At 73.4% G+C, this 20,293-nt stretch carries 19 protein-coding genes; 10 read left to right on the forward strand and 9 right to left on the reverse strand.

The annotated features are described in order from the left end of the window. Position 1 precedes the first annotated feature (1 nt). A complete protein-coding gene (locus tag ACIBF7_RS08220) occupies positions 2-568 on the reverse strand; it encodes a dihydrofolate reductase family protein (RefSeq protein ID WP_148031807.1) in 567 nt (188 codons plus the stop codon). 141 nt (positions 569-709) lie between these two features. Between ACIBF7_RS08220 and ACIBF7_RS08225 the strand changes: the two genes are divergently transcribed. The 3 genes from ACIBF7_RS08225 (at position 710) to ACIBF7_RS08235 (ending at position 3,269) form a co-directional block, all read left to right on the forward strand. Next, positions 710-943: a hypothetical protein gene (locus ACIBF7_RS08225; protein WP_397196738.1), complete on the forward strand. Its 234-nt coding sequence runs from the start codon at positions 710-712 to the stop codon at positions 941-943. Between the two features lie 225 nt (positions 944-1,168). Continuing rightward, on the forward strand, positions 1,169-2,212 hold the full coding sequence (locus tag ACIBF7_RS08230) for a zinc-dependent alcohol dehydrogenase family protein (protein WP_397196739.1): 1,044 nt from the start codon (positions 1,169-1,171) through the stop codon (positions 2,210-2,212). Positions 2,213-2,384: 172 nt separating this feature from the next. Then, on the forward strand, positions 2,385-3,269 hold the full coding sequence (locus tag ACIBF7_RS08235) for a GerMN domain-containing protein (protein WP_148031809.1): 885 nt from the start codon (positions 2,385-2,387) through the stop codon (positions 3,267-3,269). Positions 3,270-3,288: 19 nt separating this feature from the next. Here ACIBF7_RS08235 and ACIBF7_RS08240 read toward each other — a convergent pair whose 3' ends face one another. From ACIBF7_RS08240 to ACIBF7_RS08255, 4 genes are all read right to left on the reverse strand, one after another. Continuing rightward, positions 3,289-4,866: an ABC transporter permease gene (locus tag ACIBF7_RS08240; protein WP_397196740.1), complete on the reverse strand. Its 1,578-nt coding sequence runs from the start codon at positions 4,864-4,866 to the stop codon at positions 3,289-3,291. Then, the gene (locus ACIBF7_RS08245) at positions 4,863-5,765 is read right to left on the reverse strand and encodes an ABC transporter ATP-binding protein (protein ID WP_271279410.1); all 903 of its coding nucleotides are present in this window, start codon (positions 5,763-5,765) and stop codon (positions 4,863-4,865) included. The genes ACIBF7_RS08240 and ACIBF7_RS08245 overlap by 4 nt, the downstream gene beginning before the upstream one ends. After that, positions 5,753-5,992 carry a hypothetical protein gene (locus ACIBF7_RS08250; RefSeq protein WP_397196741.1) on the reverse strand — a complete coding sequence of 80 codons (240 nt, stop codon included), beginning with the start codon at positions 5,990-5,992 and terminating at the stop codon, positions 5,753-5,755. Before ACIBF7_RS08250 ends, ACIBF7_RS08245 begins: the two co-directional genes overlap by 13 nt. A 112-nt stretch (positions 5,993-6,104) precedes the next feature. Further along, positions 6,105-7,595: an MFS transporter gene (locus ACIBF7_RS08255; RefSeq protein WP_397196742.1), complete on the reverse strand. Its 1,491-nt coding sequence runs from the start codon at positions 7,593-7,595 to the stop codon at positions 6,105-6,107. 59 nt (positions 7,596-7,654) lie between these two features. Between ACIBF7_RS08255 and ACIBF7_RS08260 the strand changes: the two genes are divergently transcribed. Both ACIBF7_RS08260 and ACIBF7_RS08265 read left to right on the forward strand, forming a co-directional pair. Continuing rightward, positions 7,655-9,802 carry a BTAD domain-containing putative transcriptional regulator gene (locus tag ACIBF7_RS08260; RefSeq protein WP_397196743.1) on the forward strand — a complete coding sequence of 716 codons (2,148 nt, stop codon included), beginning with the start codon at positions 7,655-7,657 and terminating at the stop codon, positions 9,800-9,802. A gap of 164 nt (positions 9,803-9,966) precedes the next feature. Beyond that, positions 9,967-10,707, forward strand: coding sequence for a DUF2249 domain-containing protein (locus ACIBF7_RS08265; protein WP_148031814.1), 741 nt, complete (start codon positions 9,967-9,969; stop codon positions 10,705-10,707). A 51-nt stretch (positions 10,708-10,758) separates the two neighbouring features. Here ACIBF7_RS08265 and ACIBF7_RS08270 read toward each other — a convergent pair whose 3' ends face one another. Then, complete coding sequence (locus ACIBF7_RS08270; RefSeq protein ID WP_397196744.1) at positions 10,759-10,932, reverse strand: hypothetical protein; 174 nt, start codon at positions 10,930-10,932, stop codon at positions 10,759-10,761. Positions 10,933-11,156: 224 nt separating this feature from the next. Then, the gene (locus ACIBF7_RS08275) at positions 11,157-15,218 is read right to left on the reverse strand and encodes a multicopper oxidase domain-containing protein (RefSeq protein WP_397196745.1); all 4,062 of its coding nucleotides are present in this window, start codon (positions 15,216-15,218) and stop codon (positions 11,157-11,159) included. Between the two features lie 234 nt (positions 15,219-15,452). Here ACIBF7_RS08275 and ACIBF7_RS08280 point away from each other — a divergent pair, with 234 nt between their 5' ends. Next, on the forward strand, positions 15,453-16,247 hold the full coding sequence (locus ACIBF7_RS08280) for a universal stress protein (protein WP_397196746.1): 795 nt from the start codon (positions 15,453-15,455) through the stop codon (positions 16,245-16,247). A 42-nt stretch (positions 16,248-16,289) separates the two neighbouring features. Further along, complete coding sequence (locus tag ACIBF7_RS08285) at positions 16,290-17,030, forward strand: hypothetical protein (protein ID WP_148031817.1); 741 nt, start codon at positions 16,290-16,292, stop codon at positions 17,028-17,030. Positions 17,031-17,038: 8 nt separating this feature from the next. Here the strand turns inward: ACIBF7_RS08285 and ACIBF7_RS08290 are convergent, their stop codons facing one another. Continuing rightward, a complete protein-coding gene (locus ACIBF7_RS08290) occupies positions 17,039-17,926 on the reverse strand; it encodes a LysR family transcriptional regulator (RefSeq protein ID WP_397196748.1) in 888 nt (295 codons plus the stop codon). A 72-nt stretch (positions 17,927-17,998) separates the two neighbouring features. Here ACIBF7_RS08290 and ACIBF7_RS08295 point away from each other — a divergent pair, with 72 nt between their 5' ends. The 3 genes from ACIBF7_RS08295 to ACIBF7_RS08305 all read left to right on the forward strand — a co-directional run bounded on the left by ACIBF7_RS08295 (position 17,999) and on the right by ACIBF7_RS08305 (position 19,892). Next, the gene (locus ACIBF7_RS08295) at positions 17,999-18,385 is read left to right on the forward strand and encodes a RidA family protein (RefSeq protein ID WP_148031819.1); all 387 of its coding nucleotides are present in this window, start codon (positions 17,999-18,001) and stop codon (positions 18,383-18,385) included. 43 nt (positions 18,386-18,428) lie between these two features. Further along, a complete protein-coding gene (locus ACIBF7_RS08300; protein WP_271280548.1) occupies positions 18,429-18,815 on the forward strand; it encodes a VOC family protein in 387 nt (128 codons plus the stop codon). A 72-nt stretch (positions 18,816-18,887) separates the two neighbouring features. Beyond that, entirely contained in the window at positions 18,888-19,892 is a 1,005-nt protein-coding gene (locus tag ACIBF7_RS08305; protein ID WP_397196749.1) for a LacI family DNA-binding transcriptional regulator, read from the forward strand. A 21-nt stretch (positions 19,893-19,913) separates the two neighbouring features. Here ACIBF7_RS08305 and ACIBF7_RS08310 read toward each other — a convergent pair whose 3' ends face one another. Next, the gene (locus ACIBF7_RS08310) at positions 19,914-20,288 is read right to left on the reverse strand and encodes a DoxX family protein (RefSeq protein WP_271280550.1); all 375 of its coding nucleotides are present in this window, start codon (positions 20,286-20,288) and stop codon (positions 19,914-19,916) included. Positions 20,289-20,293 lie beyond the last annotated feature (5 nt).

Consider the following 20,293-nt stretch of genomic DNA (forward strand, 5'->3'; position numbering starts at 1 on the left):
CCTACTTGGGGACGTAGACGTGGACGACGATCCCCGAGCCGAACCGGTTCACCTCGGCCAGCTTGAGGTGGGTCGTGTCGAACCCCGCGCCCTCGAACAGGTGCTTGCCTGCCCCGACGACGACCGGGAAGTACCAGAAGTGGAACTCGTCGACCAGGCCGTGCTCCACCAGCGTGCGGTCCAGCTCTCCGGTGCCCCACTTGATGATGTTCTGTCCGGGCTGCTCCTTCAGCTTCGCGACCTCCTCGGCCACGTCGCCCCTGATGAGGGTGGCGTTCCAGGTGGTCTCGGTCAGGGTGCGCGAGGCCACGTACTTCGGCATCTTGTTCATCGCCTCGGCCTGCGGGCCGTCCTGCGCCGACCACGCCTCGGCGAATCCCTCGTAGGTCACCCGGCCCAGCAGCATGGCGTCCGCCGAGGCGGACAGGTTCGTGACGTAACCGTGGTGCTCGTCGTCCCAGTACGGGTGGCCCCAGTGCTGGGGCTCGGCCCGTGACGCGGTGGAGGGGCGGGTGTCGTCGATGATGCCGTCCAGCGACACGAACGTCGACTCGATGAGCTTGCGCATGGTCTCACTCCTTGGTCAGCGTGCGCGGCCCGGTGTGCCGCTCACCTGCTGATTCCAGGCTGCCGCCGGCCCCTTACCGTTTCCTTACCGGTACCGCCGGACAACATCGGTGGACCGGCCGCGAACGTCAAGATTCGAGCCGTGCGCGTACGACCGGGCGGAACCGGCGTCGAACTGGTCTCCCGGCAGGCCGGCGGCTCGGAACGGCGGCTCGCCGCGCACCGTGTCGTCGCGGCCACCGGCACCACGCCATCGCCGCCGGACTCCGCCTGGACCTGGACCCGATCCTGGGCACCACCCGCCTGCCGGCCCCGCTCATCGACCCCGACGACCACTCCTGCGGCACCGTACGCCCGCACGGCGTGGACGAGCTGACCCATCCGGAGCCCGGCTCCTACGCCATCGGCATGAAGAGCTACGGTCGCGCCCCCGCCTTCCTGCTCGCCACCGGTTACGAACAGGCCCGCTCGGTGGTGGCCGCGCTGGACTTCCGGCGCGCTGACCCGTTCTCCCGGCGAAGGGTATCGCCCGGCGGGACCTTCGCCCCTACTCCCGCCCGCCCGCGGCCGGGAGCGTGGCAGGAAGGACAAGGAGGCTCCTATGAAGGCGATGACCTATCACGAGCCGGGCCGGCGCACCTGGGAAGAGGTCCCCGACCCGCAGCTCACCTCCCCGACGGACGCGATCGTACGGGTGGACGCCGTCACGATCTGCGGCACCGACCTGCACATACTCAAGGGCGACGTGCCCGCGGTCGAGCCGGGCAGAGTCCTCGGCCACGAAGCCGTCGGCACCGTCGTGGCGGCCGGCAGCGCGGTCACCGGCGTCGAGCAGGGCGACCGGGTCCTGGTCTCCTGCATCACGGCGTGCGGCCGCTGCCGCTACTGCCGCACCGGCATGTACGGACAGTGCCTGGGCGGCGGCGGCTGGATCCTCGGCCACCGCATCGACGGCACCCAGGCCGAGTACGTCCGCGTGCCGTACGCCGACACCTCCACCCACCTGCTGCCCGAGGCCGTGACCGACGAGGCGGCGCTCATGCTCGCCGACATCCTGCCCACCTCCTACGAGGTCGGCGTGCTCAACGGCCGGGTCCGGCCCGGCGACACCGTGGTCGTGGTCGGCGCCGGACCGATCGGCCTGGCCGCCATCACGACCGCGCGGCTGTTCACACCCGGCCACATCATCGCCGTCGACCCCGCCGCGACCCGGCTGGAGGCGGCCAAGAGACTCGGCGCGGACCTTCTCGTGGGCTCCGGGGACGACCCCGAGGCCGCGGTCGCCGAGCTGACCGGCGGCCTGGGCGCCGACGTCGCCATCGAGGCGGTCGGCATCCCGGAGACCTTCGAGCTCTGCACCCGCCTCGTCCGCCCCGGCGCGCACCTCGCCAACGTCGGCGTCCACGGCGCGCCGGTCACCCTGCACCTCGAAGACCTGTGGATCCGCAACCTGACCATCACCACCGGCCTCGTCGACACCTACTCCACCCCGGCCCTGCTCGACATGGTCGCCGCCGGCCGGCTCGACCCGACCGTGTTCGTCACCCACCGCTACGCCCTGCACGACATGGAGGCCGCATACCAGACGTTCTCCGACCCGGCGGGCAGCGGGGCGCTGAAGATCGTCCTGTCCCGCGACGCCTGAGGCGTGCGCAGTCCCGTACGAGGTCCGCGGCGCGGACCTCGTACGGGAGTTCCGGCACCATGACGGGCGCGCGCCGAAAGGCCTGGGGAGCGGGGACGTTCGCCGGTGTCGCGGGACGGCCGGAGGGTCCACCCTGGGATCAGGAGCACTCACAGGGAAGAAGATGATCGACATGCTCCCGATTCGTTCCCTCATCGCCACCACGATGGTGGCCACCACCACGGGCCTGCTCGCCGTACCGGCGCAGGCCGTCCAGCAGGCCACGCCCACGCTCGTCGGGATCCGGGCCGCGCACCACAACGGCCTGGACCGGCTGGTCTTCGAGTTCCGCGGGCGGGTGCCCGACCAGCGGGACGTCCGCTACGTGTCCAAGCTGATCGCCGACGGCTCCGGCCGGCGGGTGAACGCGGTGGGCAGCGCGCTGCTGCGGATCCGCTTCGCCGGGGCCGACGGCCACGACCGTAACGGCAAGGTCACCTACGGCCCGGCCAGCCGGACGTACGCGCTGCCCGGCCTCATCCAGGTCGTCAACACCGGCGACTTCGAGGCCGCCTTAACCTTCGGCGCGGGGCTGGCCTGGCGCGCGCCCTACCGGGTCTACACGCTCACCCGGCCGAGCCGGGTCGTCATCGACATCGCCACGCCCCATCGGACGGTGCCGGTACGTGCCCACTTCCTCGACACCGCCAGGTACGAGACCGGACGGGAGCCGCACACCACCGGCGTACGGCGGCCGGTGATTCCACCCGCCACCGCCCACGGCGCGCTGCAGCGGCTGTTCGCCGGTCCCACCCAGGCGGAGAAGGCGCACGGGCTGCGCTTCGTCAGCTCCAGGGCCACCGGCTTCAGCAGGCTCACCGTGAAGAACGGAGTCGCCAGGGTCTACCTGACCGGCCGTCTCACCAGCGGAGGGTCGACGTTCACGGTCGCCGACCAGATCAGGCCGACGCTCAAGCAGTTCCCCTCCGTCAAGTGGGTGAAGATCTACGACGCCGGTGGCCACACGCAGCGGCCCTACGGCCCGTCCGACTCCGTCCCGGAGTCGCTGGAGCCGTGAGGCGGGCCCCCTGCGGCGATCATGGCGGCTGGAGCCGTCCGCCCGTCCTGCGCCGGGCTTCCACGACGGCGAGGGCCGCCATCCCGCCCAGGGTCCAGAACGTCACCATGGCGAGGTCCGTCCACGGCCACGGCCGTCCCGCCAGCGCGGCGAGCACCGTGTGCGACACGTGCTTGAGCGGGAAGACGTCCCCGGCGATGCGCAGCGCGCCGGGGAGTTCGCCCCCGATGACGAAGACGTCGGACACGAAGGCCAGGGGGAGGAACGTGCCGAGGGTGATGGCGTTGACGGTCTGCTGCCTGCTCGCGAACGCCACCACGAGGGCTCCGAGCACGGTGAAGCACGCCGTGCCGAGGACGATCGCGGCGAGCATGCCGGCGAGCGCGCCGGGCCCGATCCTGACGCCGTGGCCGAGCGCGGCCACCAGCGCCAGCAGGACGGTGGTGGCCGTGGTGACCAGCAGTGCGGTGGCGAGGTGGCCGGTGTGGTAGGCCCAGCGCGGCAGCGGGGTGCCGGCCAGCCGTTTGAGCACGCCGCGCTCGCGATCGCCGGCGATCGCGTCGGGAATGTTCACATACGAGGCCACGCCCACCGTGTAGGTGATCATCGCGGCGAGCATGAACACCGGCAGCCGCACCCCCGAGACCCGGGCGCCGGCGAAGATCAGTGAGATCAGCGCGAGCAGCAGGACCGGCAGGATCACCGTGAAGAACGCCGTGGACAGGTCCCTGCGCAACCGGACCAGCGCGTGCGTGACCTGATCGGTCACCAGCCGCCATCGCGCGGGGCGCCCCTGCCGCAGGGGACGCCGGTTCCGCGCCGCCCTCGCGGTCTGGGCCTGGGCCTGGGGCCGTTCCCAGCGGAAGCGCCAGACGGCCGCCACGGCGCCGCCGGCACCCCATGCCGCCAGCACCGCCAGGTGGCCGGCCTGGAAGCCCGCTCCGGTGAGCAACGGGTTCATGGCGTCGCGGACGGCGTGCGCGAAGTGCCGCAAGGGGAAGACCCAGCCCACGACGTCCAGCCAGGCGGGCAGCCGGGCGCCGACGAGGATGACGTCGGAGATGAACGCCAGCGCCAGCAACAGGCCGGTGCCGAGTAACTGCACCGCCGCCGCGTTGCGCAGCAGCGCCACCATCGCGAAGCCGAGCGCGGTGAAGCAGGCCGCCCCGAGCAGCAGGGTGAGCAGCAGAGCGGGCAGCGTGCGCCAGACCATCTGAGTGCCGTAGAAGAGTCCGCCGACGGTGAGCAGCACGGCCACCGTCGTGGCCGCGACCGCCAGCGACGCCCCTGTCAGCCCCGAGAGCACCGCCGAGGCCGGCACCGGCGTGCCGTGCAGCCGCTTGAGCCAGCCGCGGTCACGCAGATCCGCCAGGCGGATGGCGAGCGCGCCGAAGCAACCCTGGGCGACGCCGAACACGGCCATGACGGGGATCACGAACTGCATGACGCGCACGTCCGTACCGGGCTGGACGACCTGGTTCCCCACCGCCGCCCCGACGATCACCGTCATCAGCAGGGGCATCGCGACGGTGAAGAACGCCGCCATCGGGGTGCGGACGAAGGAGAGGGTCTCGTGCCGGACCAGCCGCCCGATCATGATGGCGCCTCGCCGACTAAGTCGAGATAGACGTCCTCCAGCGACGGCCGGGACAGGGTCAGCGAGGTCAGTTCGGTGCCGCGCTCCAGCGACCAGCCGGTCAGCGCGTGCAGGTCGTGGGCGGGCCGCGCGGTCTCGACCGACACCGCCGCGCCACGCACCTCGACGCGGCCGGTGAGCGGTGGCAGGTCGGCTGCGGCTGTGCCCTCGGGCAGGAGGAAGGACAGCACGCTGGCCCGCTCGGCCGCGATGAGGGTGTCCGGCGCGCCGCAGGCGGCCAACCGGCCCGCGCGCAGCACCGCGACCCTGTCGGCGAGGTGCTGGGCCTCGTCCATGTAGTGGGTGGTGAGCAGGATCGTCGTGCCGAGCGAACGCAGGCCGTCGATCAGTTCCCACGCGTGATGGCGGGCCGACGGGTCGAAGCCGGTGGTCGGCTCGTCCAGGAACAGCACGTCCGGGCGCCCGACCAGGCCGAGCGCCAGGTCCAGCCGGCGCCGCTGCCCACCGGACAGCGTCCGCACGCGGGCGTCGCGCTTGTCCTGAAGCCCGACCTGCTCGACAACCTCGTCAGGATCGCGTGGGCGCGGGTAGAAGCCTGCGTACAGCCGCACCAGCTCGAAGACGGAGAACTCCTCCTCGAAGCCGGCCTCCTGCAGGACGATCCCGATGTGCTCGCGGTAGGCCCGGCCGCCGGTGGCCGGATCGAAGCCCAGCACCGACACGTGACCGGCGTCGCGCCCGCGGTGCCCTTCCAGGATCTCCACCGTGGTGGTCTTGCCCGCGCCGTTCGGTCCGAGCAGCGCGAACACCTCTCCCCGTTCGACGGTGAAGCTCACCCCGTCGACGGCCTTCACCGTCCCGTACTGTTTGCGCAGTCCCTCGACCATCACCGCTGACATGCCGGCTCCTCCATCCGCTGGGCCATCTCCACGAGCCGGTCGGCACAGCCCCATGCGTTGTCGTAGCAGCCCAAGACCTTGACCAGGTCGCCGCCGGACCGGGTGAGACCGGAGTCGACCACGCAGGGGGCGGCATCGCCGATGATGTCGCGGGAGACGAGCGGGTCGGTGCTGTAGCGCAGGATGGCGCGGCCGATCCTGCCGAACCCGTTGATTCCGATTCTCATGCCCTCATCGTCCGGCGATCCCGGCTCGTGGGTCAGAGGCCACGGTCCCACGATGGGACGGACCTTCGCCCCTCGTCCCGGCGGGCCGTCATCCCGCTTCCGGCGGCGGTGCTTACCGGTCCCCGCCGATCGGGCGGAGATGCCTCAGCAAGGTCATGGCGGTCACGGCCAGGCCGAGCACGAGCACCCCGCTCAGGGCCGTGACGACGAGCAGCCCCTGGGTGAAGGCGGCCTGCGCCTCCGCCACCAGGTCCGCGGCCTGCCCCTGCGGCAGCGCGGCGGCGGCGGTCAGCGCCTCGCCCAGCGAGCCGCCCGCGTGCGGCGAGGTGACCGTGCCACCGTAGACGGCGGTGCCGACGCTGCCGAGCAGCGCGATGCCGAGCGCGATGCCCAGCTCACCGCCGCACTCGGCCATCGCCGACGCGGACCCGGACCGCTCCGGCGGCGCCGCTCCGACGATGAGGCCGAGCCCCAGCGCGCCCACGGGCGCCATGCCGAGGAAGGCGATCGTGACACCCGCGATCAGTGTGCCGAGGCCGTCGCCCGCCACGACGACGGCGAACCCGGCGGCGGACATCACCAGCCCGGCCCCGACGACGAGGCCCGGCCGGAACACGCCCGCGACGAGCGGCGCCGCGAGCGAGCCCGCGACCAGGCCGAGAGCGGGTACGGCCATCCACAGGCCCGCGGCCAGCGGCGAGAGGCCCTCGACGAGCTGCAGGTGCTGGCTCACGAACAGGTAGACGCCGCCCTGCAGCACCATGGCCAGCGCCAGGATCAGCAGGGCCGCGCTGAACGAGCGGTCGCCGAACAGGCGCAGGTCCACCAGCGGCTCCGCCAGCCGGCGCTGCCGCCGGACGAACGCCCAGCCGAACGCCAGCCCGACGCCGAGGGCCGCGTACGCCACCGGCTGCCCCGGGTCGTCGGCCAGCTCCTTCAGTCCGTGGACGAGCGGCAGGATCGCGGCCAGCGACATCGCCACGCTCGCCAGGTCGAGCCTGCCGGAGCCCTCGGCCCTGGTCTCCGGCAGCAGGACCAGACCGCCCACCAGGACGGCCACCATGATCGGCACCCCCATCAGGAACACCGAACCCCACCAGAAGTGCTCCAGGAGCACCCCGCCGATCACCGGCCCGGCCGCCGCGCCGCCCATGAAGCAGGCGGTGAACACGCCGATGGCCAGGGCGCGCCGCCTGGCGTCGGCGAACAGCCCGGCCACCAGCGCCAGCGCGGACGGCCCGATCGTGGCGCCCGCGATCCCCAGCAGCACGCGGGCGCCGATCAGCATCACGGTCGTGGTGGAGTACGCGGCCACGAGCGAGGCGGCGGCGAACGCGGCCGCACCGATCAGCAGCAGCCTGCGGCGGCCGATCCGGTCACCGATCGAGCCCATGGTGATGATGAATCCGGCGATCATGAACCCGTACACGTCGGTGATCCACAGCAGCTCGGTGGCGCTGGGGTTCAGGTCGGCGGCCAGGTGAGGCAGCGCGAGCATCAGCACCGTGTTGTCCACGGCGAGCAGGAGCGTGGCCAGGGCGAGCACGAGCAGCCCCAGCCACGCCCGCGCCCCGGTCCTGGGGGAAGTCGTGGTGGTCGTCATGCGATCAGCCTGGAGGGCGGACGTTCGGGTCCTGTTCGGAACTGCTTAGGGTGAGATCCATGCGCTTCGCCGTACTCGGGCCGCTCGAGGTGATCGCCGACGACGGGCGTGCCGTGCGCGTGCCCGAGCTCAAGGTACGGGCGCTCCTGGCCTGCCTGCTCGCCGGAGACGGGCAGGTCGTGGCCGCCGACCGGCTGATCGGGAACCTGTGGGGGCCGGAGCCGCCGGGCAACCCGCTGGGCGCGCTGCGCGCCAAGGCGTCGCAGCTGCGCAGGGCGCTGGACGAGGCGGAGCCGGGTGCCAGGGAGCTGATCGTCACGCGGTCGCCCGGCTACCTTGTCGACGGCGACACCGACGCCCGCCGCTTCCGCGAGGCCGCCGGCCGGGCCGGGGCCTCCAGGGACCCCCGGGAGAGAGCCGCCCTGCTGGCCGAGGCGCTGTCATGGTGGCGCGGCCCGGCCTTCGCCGGCTTCCCCGGCGAACCGCTCGTGCGGGGGGCCGCGGCCCGGCTGGAGGAGCAGCGGCTGACGGCTCTGGAGGACTACGCCGACGTACGGCTGGCTCTCGGGCAGGACTCGTCCCAGATCGGCGAGCTGGCCGAACTCGCCGCTCAGCACCCCACGAGGGAACGCTTCCACGGCCTGCTCATGCGCGCCCTCTACCGTTCGGGACGGCAGGCCGAGGCGCTGGAGGTCTACCGGTCCCTGCGTGAGCGCGTCCGCGACGAGTTGGGCCTCGACCCCGGCCCCGAGCTCGCCGCTCTCCACCAGGCGATCCTGGAGCAGAGCCCCGGCCTGCGCCGCCCGGCGGTCGTCCCGGCGCCCGCCCCCACCCGGCTGCCCGAACCGCTCACCGAGCTCGTGGGCCGCGACGAGGCCCTCGACGAACTGGCCGCGCTGCCACCCACGACCCGGCTCGTGACGCTCACCGGCACGGCCGGCGTCGGCAAGAGCCGCCTCGCCCTGGCAGCCGCCCACCGGCTCGCCGGCGACTTCCCCGGCGGCGCGCACCTGGTGGAGCTGTCATCGGTCACCGCGGGCCCGGACGTGGCCGAAACCATCGCGACGACACTTGGGGTACGCGACGACGGCGGCGCGGGGGCGGCACCCGGCATGACCGGCGACGGCGAAGCCGACGGGACAACGCGCGGAGTGATCAGCGGCGGCGCGGGCGCGACCGTGCCGGGGGTGCCCGGCGGAATGGGGGAGTCGATCGCCGCGGTCTTCGGCGATCGACGGGCTCTGCTGGTGCTCGACAACTGCGAGCATGTGGTGGAGGCGGTGGCCGAGCTTGTGGAGCGGCTGCTGCGCGGTGGGTCCGGGCTGTGTGTGATCGCCACCAGCCGGGAGCCTCTGGGGGTGACCGGCGAGGTGGTGCGGGAGGTGCCGCCGCTGGACGTATGGGCGGCGATGCGGCTGTTCGCCGCCCGGGCCGCCGACGCGCAGCCGGGTTTCGCGCTGACGGCCGCGGACGCCGACGCCGCCGAGGTGATCTGCCGCCGCCTCGACGGCATCCCGCTGGCGCTGGAGCTGGCCGCCGCCCGGACGCGTTCGCTGGGCGTGGCGGCCCTGGCGGCGCGGCTGGACGACCGCTTCCGGCTGCTGTCGGCGGGACGCCGGACCGGCCCCGCCCACCAGCGGACCCTCAGGGCGGCACTCGACTGGAGCTGGGAGCTGCTCACCGAGCCCGAACGCGTGGTGCTGCGCCGCCTGGCCGTCCAGGTGGGCGGCTGCACGCTGGAGGCCGCCGAACGGGTCTGCGCCGTGCCTCTGCCGATCGAGGGAGCGCCGCCCGCCCGCGGGTCGGACCTCGCGCCGGACGACGTCGCCGACCTGCTGGCCCGGCTGGTGGACCGGTCGCTGATCGTACGGTCGGGCGACAGGTACCGGTTGCTGGAGTCCGTGGCCGCGTACGGGCTGGAGCGCCTGCGCGAGGCAGGCGAGCACGACCGCGTCCTGAGCTGGTACGCCACCTACTACACCCAGCTCGCCGAGTGCGCGGAGTCGTACCGGAGCGGGCCCGCGCGGCACCGCTGGATCCGGCGGCTGGACGCCGAGGCCGCCAACCTGCGCGGCGCGCTGGATGCCGCCATGAGCCTGGGCGACACGCGGCTGACCGAGCGGTTCACCGCCTCGCTCGGCTGGTACTGGGTGCAGGCCGGCCGGTTGACCGAGGAGCCGGGAATGCGTGACCTGCAGGCCACGTGAGCCGTCGCCCGCCAGAGGCGAAGGGCCCGGAAACCGGGGTCCTAGTGCCCGCCCGGCCGGTGACTTGTAGCCGGTGACACCGGCCGGAACCGCGGCCTAGCGTTTCAGCATGCCGAGTACGCGCGGCCGCGCCCCGTTGCTCACCCGACAGAAAGGCTGAACCCATGACCGCATCCACGGACCGCGGCACTCAGGACGGTGTGCTGGCGACGATCCGCGCCCACCACGACCAGCTCGGCCGGACCATGTCCGACCACGCGCTCACCATCAGCCGCTCGATCGACCGTCTGGCGTCGCCCGCGGCCCGGCGCGGGGTGCTGGTCGACTTCTGCAACCAGGAGGTGCTCCCGCACGCCATGGCGGAGGAGGAGACGGTGTACCGCGTCGCCGCCGACCTGCCCAGGACCAGGCTGCTGGTGCGGGCGATGCACGACGAGCACCTGACGCTGCGCGAGCTGGTCGGCGACCTCGCCTCGGCCGGCTCCCCGGGAGAGATCTCCGCCGCCGCCACGGCGCTGAACGCCGTCTTCCAGAGCCACGTGGAGAAGGAGAACGAGATCCTGCTGCCCGCGCTGGCGGACGCGGGAGTCGACCTCGCCGCCCTGCTCAAGGGCATGCAGGAGGTCCTCGGCGGCGAGCCGGACACCGTCGAGGCCGTCGAGGAGGAGCGGGCCCCGGCCGAGTCGCCGGAGCTCGACGTGCGCCGGCTGGTCCCGGCGCAGCGCCACGAGCAGATCTTCGCCACGTTCGGCGAACTGACCGCGCGTACGGCGTTCGTGCTGGTCAACGACCATGACCCGAAACCTCTCTACTACCAGTTCGCCGCCGAGCACCCGGGCGAGTTCACCTGGGAGTACCTCGAGTCGGGCCCGACTGTCTGGAAGGTCCGCATCGGCCGCCCCTGACCATAAGGCCCGGCCACCTCGGCCAGAGCGCCACGAGGGCCGCCCCGGTGGTCAAGAGCCGGTCGCGGCCGGCTCGATCCGGACCGTGACCCGTTCGCCCGCCTCGGCGAGCCTGTCCAAGCCGGTCGCGTCCGTCAGCCGCGGCAACTTCACGGCGAACTGCCGCGACGGCAGCATGTAAATCAAGTTCACAGCCTGGTAGCCGAGCCACAGCACGACCGGCATCCCCCGGAGTGACGCTCGCCGGATTCGACCGCGGCCTGAGCGAACACCCGGCCATCCTAAGTGCGCGAATTCCTCACCTCTTTCGCCCGTTTCACCTTCCTCGACGGCGCCGGCGGCAGCTTCGACCTGGTCGGCGAACTGTCCACCCTCGGCGACGACTTCCGCCGCCGCTGGGGCGCCCACGACGTGGGCAGCAGTGGGGTGCGGGGCGGGCGTGGCCCTGGTCAGCGGGCGCTCACCTTGAACAGGCCGTGCGCGCCGGCCTCCGCCTGCCGCATCGTGTGGTCCACGACCGGGTACGTGCCCGCCTCCGGGAAGACCAGCTCGGCGAAGCCGCCCTGGGCGGGGGCCAGATCCAGCACCTGCGCGCCGCCCGCGTCGTCCTTCCGCAGCCGGTACGCGCCTTCCTTGTAGATCGTGTCGAACGGCGCCCCCACGACGTGCAGTGCCGTGCCCGAGCTGGGACCGGCAGCGACGGCCCAGATCCGCACCCGCTCCCCGGCCTTCGCCGCGAGCGGCGCGTGGTCGTACCCGGCGGCGGTGCCGTTGAACATCCAGCCGTCGGGACGTCCCTCGCGGATCTTGGCCACCTGGGCGTCGCTGCCCGGCTCGCCGAGGTGGAGCTCGCCCTGCACCAGGAGGTACTCGCGGTCCACCTCCGGCAGCTCCGGCGGATCGATGACCACCGCGCCGTACATGCCGTTGGCGATGTGCTGCGTCATCGGCATGGTCGAGCAGTGGTACAGCCAGGCTCCGGCGTGCCCGGCGCGGAAGCGGTAGGTGAGGCGTTCGCCCGGCTCGATGGTGCGCATGACCTCGTCCGGCGCGTTCGCCCCGGCGTGGAAGTCGATGCCGTGGCCCATCGTGCCGCCGTTCACGAACGTGACCGTGAAGGTGTCGCCGACCTTGCCGCGCAGCACCGGGCCAGGGACCTTGCCGTTGAACGTCCACACGCGCTGCCGCACGCCGGGCGCGACCTCCTGGACGGCCTGGTCGTCCACGCGGATCTCGACCTGGTGCTCCACGCCTCCCGGCGCGGGCTTGAGCGTCGCGTCGTGCGGGGTCCATTCCGGTGACATGGGCGCGGACAGGTCGAGGCGGGCGGGGGCCGCGGTGTCGCCGCCGGTGTCGCCGCCGGTGGCGTGGCCGCCGTGCGCGGTGCCGGCGGGGACGACGCGCATGGTCATGCCCGCGGCGCGGTGCCCGGCCACGGTGCACCAGCCGTCGACCGCCTCCGCCAGGGGCGGCAGCGTGAGCGTGGCGCTCTCGCCGCGGCCCAGCAGCGGGGTGCGCTCGCCGGTGGCCAACCGCAGGTCGTGCCGCTGGGCGTCGGTGTTGGTGACGCGCAGCGTCAGCACGGTGCCGGGCGCGGCCTCGATCACCGAGGGCCTGATGCTCATCCCGGCCAGGGTCACCTCGACCGTCCGCGCCCCCGTAGCGGTGACCCTTTCCGCCGTCCCTTCACCACCGGTCGTCGACACCACGACCGCCGCCGCCGTCAGCAGAATCCCCGCCACCACCCCGGCCAACCCGGGCCAAGCCCGCAGCCACCCACCACCAGTCCCATCACCATCACCGTCACCGCCGCTGGCGCCTGCGGCGGCGCCTGGGGCGGCGCCTGGGGCGGCGTCGGCGGCCGTCGCGCCACCGATGGAGGCGCCGCGAGACGCGTCGCCAGCAGAGGCGCTGCGGGACGCGCCGTCGGCGGAAGCGCCTCCTGCGATCGCGCCGCCGCCGGGTCCGGGGCGGGTCGTCGCGCCGCCGCCGGGTCCCATGAGGGGCGTCGCGCCGCTGGGTCCAATGAGGGCCGTCGCGCCGCTGGGTCCAATGGGGCTCATCACGCCACCGCCGGGTCCGATGAGGGGCATCGCACCGCCGCCGGTGGGGCCGTGGCCTGGCGTCGTGACGGTTGTCTTCTCGGCTGCGGGGCGCGTACGCCCGAGCGCTCGGGAACGGGTCAGGGCGATCGTGGCCAGGGTCACGAACGCGGCGGTCGCGGCGAGCACGAGTGCCCAGCCGAGCAGGCGCAGGGGCGCGGGCACCGGCAGCGCCAGCAGCGGCACCCCGAGGTTGAAGGCCGCCAGCCGCACCGCCCAGCCGCGCTCCAGCAGCGCCGCGTTCTCCTTGAAACGGGCCGGGCCGCCGCCCAGCACCGCAGGGAGCAGGTGCAGCAGCGAGCCGAGCAGCACCTGGGCGACGAACCCGGCGAGCACCAGCGGCAGCAGCGGATCCAGCCCGGCGGTGACCTCGGCGGCCGGGCGAGTGGCCACGATCGCCAGGTTCGCGACCAGCGCGATCCCGAACCAGACGACGCCCGCTCCCATCGTCCAGGCCGCCCCGGTGTGCGGGCGCCGCCGGCGCACCGCCTCGGCCAGCGGTGCCAGCGCCGCCACGGTGCCGGCCGCGTAGGCGGCCAGCCCGGCGAGCGCGGCCCACCGCCAGCCGGTGAGCAGCCCGGCCACGGTCACCGCCAGACCTGGGGCGGCCAGCCACAGCCCGATCCTGGATGCCCGGCGGGTCCGGCCTGGCATGCGGGTGCGCAGCACGGTCGGCCACAGCGTGAACAGCGTGCCGAGCACGGTCAGCCCCACCCAGCCGAGCAGGTTCACCTCGGCGTGCGCGGCCTGCATGCGCTCGTGGGCATCGGCGTGCGGGACGTGCGCGGCCAGCAGCCCGCCGAGCACGCCACCGGCCGCCAGCGCGCCGGCCGCGCTCACGTACCAGCCGATGACGTGCCCGAACCTGCCGGGCAGGGCCCGGCGCAGCAGCGCGACCAGCACGTACGCGTGCCACAGCACCACGACCACCACCACGCCCGCGCCGGCCGCGGCGAGCTGCCAGGGACCGGCGGCGACCCCGTACAGGATCGCGATCGTGGCGGCGTTGAGCAGCGCGAGCCGGGCGAGGCTCGCCGTCTGCGCGGGGGTCCTGGTGCGCAGCAGCGCGACGGTGAAGTGCTCGCTCCAGATGAGGATCGCGGTGGAGACCCCGCCGAGCAGGAACACGTGGATCAGCAGCCAGCGCGGCGCCGGCAGCACGTCGCCGGCCAGCGCCACCGCGACGGCGAGGGCCAGCCAGCCGACCACGATCGCGTTCGCCCGCAGGTGCCACGACGCGCGCGGGCGCTGCGGCGGCGTGCTCGGGGCACCCGGCCCTTTACGGATCTCGACGGGGTTCACCGCCGGCACCTCCTTATCGTGACCGGACCGCGAGCGCGACGCCGCGACCGCGCATCCGGCGAACAAGAGCAGGGAGAACACGGCCAGGACGCCGCCGAGTGTGCGCACCGCGTCCAGGGCGGCCAGGTCACCGGCGACCCGGGCGGCCACGGCCACGTGCAGCAGCGTCAGCGGCGCGTACAGAACAGGCCGGTACGGGAGCCGCACCCGCAGCACCGCCGGCAGGATCACCGGGGCGTGGCCGAAGACCATCGACATCACGAAGCCGAGGAACAGCGCGTGCAGGGCCGCGTCGTACAGGTAGCGGCCGGACGACAGGCCGGTGGCGGCCCACAGGACTCCGGCCACGCCGAGCCAGGCGTAGCCGGCCAGCAGGCACACGGCCGCGTACCGGGGCAGGCCGGAGCCGCGGACGGTGTGGCGGGCCACGTCGCGCCAGGCCAGCCAGACGGCGACCAGGACCATCCCGGCCCCGGCCGTCCGCGCGCCCATGGCCGGGCCGGCGAGCGAGACGAGGGCGCCGCCGCCGACCAGCGCGGCCGCCGCCACCAGGCCGCCCCACGCCCCGGGCCGCAGGAAGACGACGTGCGCCAGCTCCAGCCGTTCGGCGGCGATGGTCAGCACGTGGAAGGCGGCGAACCAGACCACCAGCTCCGGGATCGGCCGTCCGGCCAGCCACAGCAGGCCGCCGCCGAACCAGGCCAGCGCGCCGGCCAGCTGCATGAGCGTCTCGCGGCTCACCCGCCGGCCCAGCAGCGCGACGTAGACGGCCACCAGCCAGCCCGCGGCGGCGGTCAGCGCCGCCTTGCCGGCCTGTTCGGCGCCGGCGGCCAGGGCGACCGCCCCGAACGCGGACAGCGCGGGGGCCGCGTATCCCCAGAGCCGCCGGAGCGCCACCGCGCGTTCCAGCGAGATGAGCGTGCCCAGGAAGCCCAGCGCCATCAGCGGCCCGTGCTGCTCGGTGAACGCCGCGGGGGCCGGCAGCCAGGCGACCAGCAGGGCCACTCCGCCGAACAGGCCCGCGACCAGCGCCACCGCGGCCCCGCCCAGCAGGGGGAGCCGCCCGGCGGCCAGGCGGGGGCCGGGGTGCGCACGAGTCGTCGGCACGGGCGGTTGCTCCACTTCCGGGAGGGACGTGACCAACGTAGGGCGAGCTCAGGCCGCCGGTCGGGGGCCGAAGGTCATCTCGGGAAGGACCAAAGTCCTTTTCCACCCGATCGGCAGACGGGGTCAAGGAAGCCGCGTACGGAGCGTGACCCGGGGTATGGGGCGCCCCACCGCCCTCGACAAGCGACCACGCCGCAAGATCATCTGCTCCACCACGCCAAGGAGGACATTTCCGTGGAACGCGTCATCGCCGGATTCGACGGCTCGCCGGGCTCCGTCAGGGCGCTCGGGTGGGCGCTCGGCCAGGCTCGCCTGCACCGCGCCGAGCTCCAGCCCTGGACGATCCTGCCGGACCGGACATCGGCGACGGACGAGAAGACCGAGGAAGACCTGCGCCGGGCGGCCGGCGACATCATCCGGGGCTACGCCGAACCGCGCTTCGGCCACGGCGGTGCCTCGGCCGGCCTCATCGCCGCCTGCTCCCCCGGCGACCTGCTCGTCGTCGGTTCGCGGGGCCACAACCGGCTCGCCGGGCTGCTGCTCGGCTCGGTCAGCAAGGCCTGCCTGTACCGGGCGCCGTGCCCGGTGACCGTCGTCCCGGACCTGCCGCGCCTGTCGGACTCGCACAGCCACGTGATCGCCGCGGTCGACGGATCGGAGCACGCCCGGCACGCCCTGCGGGTGGCGGCGGAGGAAGCCGCGCTGCGCGGCGTCGACCTGCACGCCGTGCACGCCGTGCACTGGGACTCCGTCGGGGTCGAACTGGTCAAGCCCGACACCGACCGGCTGATGGAGTGGGGCGAGCGCACGCTGGACCGCGAACTGGCCGAGACGGGGGTCAAGGCCCGGCCCCTCGTCGTCCAGGGCCACCCCACCGACGTGCTGACGAGGCTCGGCGCCGAGGCGGACCTGCTCGTCCTGGGTTCCCACGGCCGCAGCCGGCTGGAAGGCGTCCTGCTCGGGTCCACCAGCGAGTACTGCGCCCAGCACGCGCCCTGCCCGGTCATGATCACCCGTGACGTGACGTGACGGCTGGCCATTCCACGGGCGCGGGCCGTACGATTCCGCGTCATGATCATTCGTTTGTCGGCGGCGGTGGCCGCCGGTGTGGTGCTTCTGTCAGGTGCGGCCCACGCCGACCCGGTCAAGGGCGCCCCTGAACTGACCCACAACGCGCTCTACAAGGCGGCCAAGCTGCCCAAGGTCTCCTGCGGGGCGGCCAAGGGCACGACCGCCGCCTCGACCAGGACGTACATCACCAAGCTCGTCGGCTGTCTCAACAAGGCGTGGAAGCCGGCCATCAAGGACTTCCAGCCGGTCAAGGTGGAGTTCAGGGCCAAGGACGACCTCCAGTCCTGCTCCAGCGGCATGGACCTGCGCGAGTCCTTCTCCGAGGTCTGCGGCACCGTCATCAAGGTGCGGCTGGCCGACGACTGGATCAGGGCGAAGAAGGACGACAAGATCCTCTCCTCGCTCACCCGGACGTGGAGCGGCGTCGTCCTCGGCCAGACCGGCATCGGCCGGGCCTGGTGGGCGCTGCGGAACGACGGCTCGGAGAAGGTGATGAACGAGCAGAACCGCCGGTACGGCCTGCAGTCCGACTGCCTCCAGGGCGTGTCGGTCAAGAGCCTGGGCCGCACCGTCAAGGACTGGCCGGCCTTCCTCAAGTCCGCTCAGCCCAAGGCGTATGCCAGGTTCGCCAAGAACGACGGCAAGCCCGCCAACCGCGCTCACTGGGCCGGGCAGGGCCACAAGGCCGGCAAGCCGGGCGCGTGCAACACGTGGAAGGCGCCGTCCGCCAAGGTCGCGTGACCCCCTCGTCAGGGCAGCGTCGCCAGGAAATTGGCGACCACCGGGTTCGGGTCGTCACGGCGCCAGGCGGCGGCGACGCGGGTGCGGGCCGTGCCGGGCGTGATCGCGCGGAAGGCGACCCCGGCGAGCCGGACGCGCCGGATGCTCGCCGGGGCCAGCGACACGCCCAGCCCGGCCTCCACCAGGGCGCACACGGTCAGCCATTCCACCGCGTGCCGGCCGATCCGCGGGGTGAAGCCCGCGCCGGCGCACAGGTCCGTGATCTGGTCGTACAGGCCCGGCCCCGCCGCGCGGGGCAGGAGCACGAACGGCGAGTCCGCCAGCCGCGCCAGCGGGACGGACCGGAGGGACGCCAGCGGATGAGCGGACGGCAGGACGGCGACGAACGGCTCGGTCAGCACCGTCGCGAAGCCGAGCTCCGCCTCACCGGAGTGCGGCTCGCGCAGCAGGCCGACGTCGATCGTCCCGTCGTGCAGGGCGGCGAGCTGCGGGGCCGTGGTCATCTCGCGGATGTCGGGCCGCACCTCGGGGAACCGTTCCAGGAAGGCGCGCAACAGGCCGGGCAGCACGGTCAGCGCCAGTGAGGCGGCGAACCCGATCCGCAGCCGGCCGGTCCGCCCGCTTCCCGCGTCCCGCGCGGCGGCGAGCCCGGCCGCGACGCCGGCGAGGGCCCGCTGGGCGGCCGGCAGCAGCTCCCGGCCCGCGGCGGTGAGGGAGATCCGGCCCGGCTCGCGGTGGAAGAGCGGGTGGCCGACCCTCTCCTCCAGGCGGCGGATCTGCTGGCTCAGCGGCGGCTGCGCGATGCCGAGGCGGACGGCCGCGTGGCCGAAGTGGAGTTCCTCGGCGAGCACGGCGAACGCGTGCAGGTGGTGCAGCGGAAGCTCGGGACGGTCCATACGCCCAGAGATATCAGTCCATGGGTCCACGCGTCTTCGACGTATCGCCGCCGATCACCTATCGTGCCGCGCATGACAGAGCGACGCGCCATCCTCAGCGGTTCGGTCTTCGAGGAGCAGATCGGCTACGCCCGCGCCGTGGTGGACGGCGACTGGGTGCACGTGTCCGGGACGACCGGCTTCGACTACGCCACCATGACGATCTCCGGCGACGTGGTGGAGCAGGCCGAGCAGTGCCTGCGCAACATCGGGTCGGCGCTCGCCGAGGCGGGGTGCGGCTTCGGCGACGTGGTCAGGGTGCGTTACCTGCTGCCCGACCGCGCCGACTTCGAGCCCTGCTGGCCCGCGCTGCGCCGCTGTTTCGGCGAGGTCCGCCCGGCCGCGACGATGCTGGTCTGCGGGCTCGCCGACCCGCGCATGAAGATCGAGATCGAGGTGTACGCGCGCCGTCCGTCCTGAACGGCGGCGCCTGATCCGGCGCCGGCGGGGAACGGTCCGGGTCATGGAAGTGCTGAGCAGCCGCGTACTGCTGCGCCCCGGTGACCTGGAGCGCAGCCGCCGTTTCTACGCCGATACGCTCGGCCTGGCCGTCTACCGGGAGTTCGGCCCGCCGGACCATCCCGGCGTGGTCTTCTTCCTCGGGCAGGGGTTCCTCGAACTGTCGGGGCACTCCGGCGGACCGGCGGGCGAGCGCATGATGCTGTGGTTGCAGGTCCGCGACGTGGGCCGGGAGGAGGAGCGGCTGCGGCGGGCGGGCGTCACCGTGCTGCGCGAGGCCAGGCGGGAGCCGTGGGGGCTGGTCGAGCTCTGGATCGCCGACCCCGACGGGCACCGGATCGTGCTGGTGGAGGTGCCGCCCGAGCATCCGCTGCGGCGCGATCCGCGCTGAGACGCGGTCTCTCGGGGGCGCCCGTAGCATTGATACGGTTCAAGCGCCGCCGCACTTCATGACCGAGGAACGATGCCGAGCATCAAAGACGTCGCCCGACTCGCCGGGGTTTCCGTCGGCACCGTGAGCAACGTGCTCAACCGGCCCGAGATGGTGGCCAGGGAGACCCGCATGCGAGTGGAGGCGGCGGTGGCCCAGCTCGGCTACGTGCGCAACGGGTCCGCCCGCCAGCTACGGGCCGGGCGCAGCACGACGATCGCCGTGGTCGCGCTCGACCTGACCAACCCGTTCTTCATCGACGTGCTGAACGGCGTCGAGACCGCCGCGCAGGACGTCGACGTCAACGTGATGGTGGTCAACAGCAGCAAGGACGCCGCCCGGGAGGCGCGGCTGCTGCGCATGTTCGAGGAGGAGCGCCCGCTGGGCGTGCTGATCACCCCGGTGAACGCCTCGGGCCAGCGGGAGCGGCTGGGCGGGCTGATCTCCCGGGGCATCCCTGTGGTGACGTTCGACAGCTCGTCGCGCCACTCCTACGGGTGCGCCGTCTCGGTGGACGACGTGCTCGGCGGCCGGCTCGCCGGTCGGCACCTGCTCGACCGGGGTCACCGGCGGATCGCCTTCGCCGGCGGGCCGTTCCCCGTCCGCCAGGTGGAGGACCGCCACCACGGCCTGGCCGGCGTGCTGGGCCCGGACAGCGAGCTGACCGTGATCCCGCTGCCGGACCTCACCGTCGCCACCGGCCGCCAGGCCGGCAAGGAGCTGGCCAGCCTGCCCCGCGAGGAGCGGCCCACCGCCGTGTTCTGCGCGAACGACCTGGTGGCGATGGGCGTGCTGCAGGAGCTCACCCAGCGCGGCCTGCGGGTCCCCGCCGACGTGGCGATTCTCGGGTACGACGACATCGACTTCGCCGCGGCGGCGGCCGTGCCGCTGTCGTCGATCCGCCAGCCGCGCGAGCAGCTGGGCCGCACCGCGGCGCTGATGCTGCTGGAGGAGGCCAACAGCCCCGGCGGCCACGAGCACCGTCACGTGGTCTTCCAGCCTGACCTGGTGGAGCGGGTCTCGACGGCGCACCCGTGAATCCCGGGCCGAGCTGTCACGTCAGAAGGCATGGGGGCCGAAGCGGCCCCAGGCCACGAACGCGGCCAGGACGAGCAGCACCACGTTGACGGCGATCGCCGGATGCTCCCCGCGCCGGCCGTGCGTGACCGCGGCGCCGATCATGACGATGACCAGCCCGGCCGCCGCCAGCGGGGTGAGGATCGGGACGACGCCGAACGTCGCGGGCAGGATCAGCCCGAGCGCGGCCAGCACCTCCAGCCCGCCGATGGCCTTGACCGCGCCGGCGGAGAAGTCCTCCGTCCAGGCCAGGCCGGCGGCCGCGAGCCTCTCCTTGGGTTGCGCCAGCTTCATCAGCCCGGCCACACCGAACACGGCGGCCAGCAGGCCCGCGACGATCCACAGTGCGAGGTTCATGGGGG

This window comes from Nonomuraea sp. NPDC050478 (assembly GCF_044458265.1).
GTDB lineage: Bacteria > Actinomycetota > Actinomycetes > Streptosporangiales > Streptosporangiaceae > Nonomuraea > Nonomuraea ferruginea.